We start from the raw sequence: 4,282 nt of genomic DNA, 5'->3' as shown, positions 1-4,282 counted from the left end.
AGACACGGCTTGGCGGATCAATGGGTTGGCCATAGGGCCGCTTGCTGCGTTGACGGTGTAAAAGTAGAGCCGTGCCGTCGGTGCGGAAAAACCCTGCGCACCGGTTTGCTTGATGCGGTCAAAGTCTGTTTCAGGGTAGTTGATCACCAAATCCACTTCGCCTGCCTCAAAGGCCAATGCCGCGCTAGACGGGTTTGAATTGGCAACCACGCTCACCTCTTTCAAGCCGGGCGTACCCTGCCAGTAGGCGGTGTTTGCTTCAACGCGGTATAGCTGCTCTGGCACGGCTTCTTTGAACACAAAAGGCCCGGTCGCATTGATGGGGAACGCCTCAGACGGCGCGCCCAAGATCGCGATTGCGGGCTCAGAGAGAGTCCATGGGAAAGCGGCGTTCGGACTGTTTGTCTCAAAAATGACCACGGCGTCGCCATCCGTAGACATACCCGCCAGATCAAGCAGCTTGGCAACGCGCGCGTTGTGGCCTGCATGCTCTTCGTCCGAGATCGGCGCAATCGCATCAATGACCGCCTGCGCCGTCACGGGGCTGCCGTCATGGAAGGCCAATCCTTCGCGCAAAGTCACACGCCAGGTTGTTGGCGATGACTGTTCGATCCCTTCCGCCAAACGCGGATAGAGGTTCATGTCATAGTCGATCCCCATCAGCGTCTCGGTCACGCCGGTCTGGTTTGACATCCAGCCGTTATAGCTGGCGCGCGGGTCCGGCACCTCGGCGGTTGGCCCGAAACCGACGGAGATCGTAAGGCTGCCCTCTTGGGCTAAGGCCGGGATTGAGGTGCTAAGGGCGAGTACCGCAGAACAGGCGAGCCGCGAGAAAAACGACATAGGTATTTCCTTCAAGTGATGGTGTTGAGTTTAGAAACGGTGGATTGCCGGTCGCGGGCCAAAGTGCAGGCCTCGGCATGAGAGAGGGTTTGCAGCGCTTCTTCGTCGGATAACCCTTTGGAACGCGATTTCGACCAAATACGACGGACAGAAGTTGGGGACCAAGGCAAAGCCGCGCGCGCCACCCATTGGCGCACCGGAGCAGGCAATTCGTCAAAGGCGTCCATCGGATCACCTGCGCGCCTTTTGCGGCGCAGGCTGGTTTGGCCAAGATTGCGGGTCATGCGGCATCCTCAACGCGCCGCCAGCCCGGGAAGGGGTCTGGCAAGTCAAGCGGCAAGGCCTCGGGCCCGGCCGCAAGCACAGCAGGAACCAGGCAGGTGTCAAGTTTGGCCTTCAGTGCAGACCAGTCGATGTCGGCACCGATGAAGACCAGCTCTTGGCGGCGGTCGCCCCACGGCTCCGCCCAATGTTCTTTAATGTAGTCGCTTTCAGCGATGTGCTCTGGCCAGCGCTCCTGCGGGACATTCGCCCACCAGGTGCCAATCGGTTTGACGCTCGCTAGCGACCCCGCCAACGAGAACTCGGCCACCCATTCCGGGCGCGTGGCAATCCAGAAATGCCCTTTGGCGCGGATCACACCGGGCATATCGCCGTTCAGGACTGCCAAGATCTTTTCAGGGATGAACGGCTGGCGCGCGCGGTAGACATAAGACGTCACACCATATTCTTCGGTTTCCGGCACATGATCGGCAAACCCATACAACTCTTTGGCCCACATCGGGTGCTCATGCGCCTTGTCGAAATCGAACAGCCCGGTGTCGAGGATCTTCTCCGCCGCAACCTCAGAATGATTGGTTTCGATGATCTCGGCATCTGCGTTCAAGCTGCGGATGATCTTGCGGGCGGCATCTACCTGCGCCTCACTCGCATCGGCGACCTTGTTCAGGATCACAACATCGGCAAATTCCATTTGGTCGGTCAGCAAATGCACAAGCGTGCGCTCATCCTCGTCCCCCATAACCTCGCCGCGGTCGCGCAGGAAATCGTGGCTAGAGAAGTCGTTAAGCAGGTTCACGGCATCAACAACCGTCACCATCGTGTCCAGCCGGGAGACATCAGACAGGCTGTCGCCAAATTCGTCCCGGAAGTCGAATGTAGCGGCCACAGGCAATGGCTCGGAAATCCCGGTACTTTCAATCAGAAGATAGTCAAACCGTCCTTCCGCCGCCAAACGGCGTACTTCATCAAGAAGATCGTCACGCAGCGTGCAGCAGATGCAGCCGTTGGACATCTCGACCAAAGTTTCATCCGTGCGGCTGAGTTCGGTGTCCGCGCGCACGAGGTCCGCGTCGATGTTCACTTCAGACATGTCGTTGACAATAACGGCCACGCGCCGCCCCTCACGATTGTTGAGCACGCGGTTCAGCAAGGTGGTTTTCCCCGCGCCTAGAAATCCGGACAGGACGGTGACGGGAAGTCGGTTATCTGTCATATCAGTTCTCCAAAGCGTGCAACAACAATCACGCAACTTACGCAGTTACTAGACGAATGCAACTGCAATTGTTACGTATGGAGACGAAAGTGGAGGAACCCTGCGCATGAAGCGGAACAGCCGCCTATCTCTTGCCCTGCACACGCTCAGCCATATGGCGGGCGATCCCGACCGCGTGCGGACATCAGCAGATATTGCCGATCATGCTGGAACGAACCCGGTTGTCGTGCGCCGTGTGCTTGGGAAGCTCCGGGAAGCAGGTCTCTTGTTATCCGAAAAGGGACACGCGGGTGGTTGGCGTTTGGCCAAACAGGCAGGCAGCATCACGCTCGCCGATGTCTATTTGGCGCTGGATGAGCGACTTGTCGCGGGAGGCGACAGCGACCCCGAACCGTCATATTGCAGCGTCGAAACGGGCCTACAAACACGGGTTGCGGAAGTCCTTGAAGAGATTGAAGAGAGCCTCGTCCAACGGCTCCGCGAGACCTCAATCACCGATGTTCATCCAAAGTCGTGCAATTATTGTGATGGCTAAGCGCGGCTCTTAGTCCCTACAATATTGTGCGCAGGACTCGCACTCTCAATAGCCAAACTGAAAGACTGATTTTCGCCTCTGCGTTTCGGATGATGTCGGAGACGCGGCTCTTTCTTCGCAACCACAGTGAAAGATCGCGACTTGTAAAATTGCCGCTTTGTCCATGCTGCGGGCTACATCAATGACCGCTTCTTTCGCCGCGCGACGGCATGGCGATTTTCGCTCACGCCGCATTTTTCGCGCTGCGAGCGCACGCAGCGAGAAATTCAAATTCACAGTATGGGCTCTTCTCGGTCATCTGAACGTTTCTGTCAGATGACTGCTTTGCCGCGCTGAGCGGCCTTTTCGATGATCGATTCCATTCTTTGCTGCATCGTGATTCAACAGCGACAGGAGGATTGCCCATGTCGCATCTGTTCTGGCTCGACCAAGAGCGTCTGAACCGCATCAAGCACATATTGCCAAAGCCACGTGGGGTTGCGCGTGTTGATGACCGCCGCGTTCTCAGCGGCATCATCCATGTCATTCGTAATGGCTTGCGCTGGCGAGACGCCCCGTCCGATTATGGGCCGCATAAGACGCTATACAACCGGTGGGCCCGTTGGTCTCACATGGGCGTCTTTGCACGCATCCTGACCGAATTGGCCGCTCAAGGCGATGCAACAGACACACTGATGATTGATGCGACTCATCTGAAGGCCCATCGAACAGCCTCCAGCATGGGGCTCAAAAAAAGGGGCGTGGCCGCCTGATTGGCTGCACCAAGGGTGGCCTGAACTCGAAACTCCATGCCGTAACCGATGCGGTGGGGCGACCAATCCAATTATTCCTGACAGCGGGGAACGTCAGCGACTACATCGGCGCACGGGCACTTTTACCCTCACTACCTGCTGCGGATTGGATGCTGGCGGATCGCGGCTATGACGCCGATTGGTTCCGTGAAGGCTTGAAAGAAAGAAGCATCGAACCCTGCATTCCATCGCGCCGGAACCGCAAAGACATCATCCCACACGACACCAGGATTTATCGAAGCCGTCACAAGATTGAGAACATGTTTGGACGGTTGAAAGACTGGCGCAGGGTCGCGACCCGTTACGACAGATGCCCTGTAATCTTCATGTCTGCCATCGCCCTCGCGGCAACATTATTGTTTTGGTTATGAGTCCAGAGCCTAGTTCGAGCGGGAACGCCGAAGGTCGGAATGTCCGCCAAGCAGTCATTTGGGCACATCGCGGCGAAGGTCCGGTCAGGGCCGTTTGCGTTAATTCGGTGCCCCAAACACCACGCCTGCCTGTTCCCCCCAAGGCAACGCCGCACTTTCGGTCAGCTGCCTGACTGTTACGGCCGTGACCTCCCGCTTGTAGACCAGCCGTTTCAATACCTCGGGTGCCAGATAGGCCAGCCTGAGC

The 4,282-nt window shown here is 57.6% G+C and carries 5 protein-coding genes; 2 read left to right on the top strand and 3 right to left on the bottom strand.

Annotated elements, in window-relative coordinates:
- From WAO69_RS06920 to WAO69_RS06910, 3 genes are all read right to left on the bottom strand, one after another.
- Window positions 1-642, bottom strand: a 642-nt coding sequence (locus tag WAO69_RS06920; RefSeq protein WP_422177401.1) for an ABC transporter substrate-binding protein, incomplete at its 3' end; no start/stop codon positions are given.
- 212 nt (window positions 643-854) lie between these two features.
- Window positions 855-1,127, bottom strand: coding sequence for a DUF6525 family protein (locus tag WAO69_RS06915; RefSeq protein WP_422177399.1), 273 nt, complete (start codon window positions 1,125-1,127; stop codon window positions 855-857).
- Window positions 1,124-2,338, bottom strand: a complete 1,215-nt coding sequence (locus WAO69_RS06910; protein ID WP_422177397.1) for a GTP-binding protein — start codon at window positions 2,336-2,338, stop codon at window positions 1,124-1,126. Before WAO69_RS06910 ends, WAO69_RS06915 begins: the two co-directional genes overlap by 4 nt.
- Window positions 2,339-2,444: 106 nt before the next feature.
- On the opposite strand from WAO69_RS06910, the gene WAO69_RS06905 reads away from it, so the two are divergent.
- Together WAO69_RS06905 and WAO69_RS06900 are read left to right on the top strand one after the other, a co-directional pair.
- Window positions 2,445-2,873, top strand: a complete 429-nt coding sequence (locus tag WAO69_RS06905) for an Rrf2 family transcriptional regulator (protein ID WP_422177395.1) — start codon at window positions 2,445-2,447, stop codon at window positions 2,871-2,873.
- 404 nt (window positions 2,874-3,277) lie between these two features.
- Window positions 3,278-4,035, top strand: a protein-coding gene (locus tag WAO69_RS06900; RefSeq protein ID WP_422177393.1) for an IS5 family transposase whose coding sequence is annotated in 2 segments (ribosomal slippage) — window positions 3,278-3,608 and window positions 3,608-4,035 — 759 coding nt in all. Because the reading frame shifts where the segments join, the coding sequence is not laid out codon by codon here.
- Window positions 4,036-4,282 lie beyond the last annotated feature (247 nt).

It is taken from the genome of Aestuariivita sp. (assembly GCF_049276915.1).
Taxonomy (GTDB): domain Bacteria; phylum Pseudomonadota; class Alphaproteobacteria; order Rhodobacterales; family Rhodobacteraceae; genus Aestuariivita.
Note: the sequence above shows the minus strand (reverse complement) of the source record. Positions and strands in the feature narration are given on the sequence as shown.

Coding starts and splice junctions, on each gene's coding strand:
- WAO69_RS06905 (WP_422177395.1), top strand. CDS start 2,445: ATGAAGCGGAACAGCCGCCTATCTCTTGCCCTGCACACGCTCAGCCAT.
- WAO69_RS06915 (WP_422177399.1), bottom strand. CDS start 1,127: ATGACCCGCAATCTTGGCCAAACCAGCCTGCGCCGCAAAAGGCGCGCA.
- WAO69_RS06910 (WP_422177397.1), bottom strand. CDS start 2,338: ATGACAGATAACCGACTTCCCGTCACCGTCCTGTCCGGATTTCTAGGC.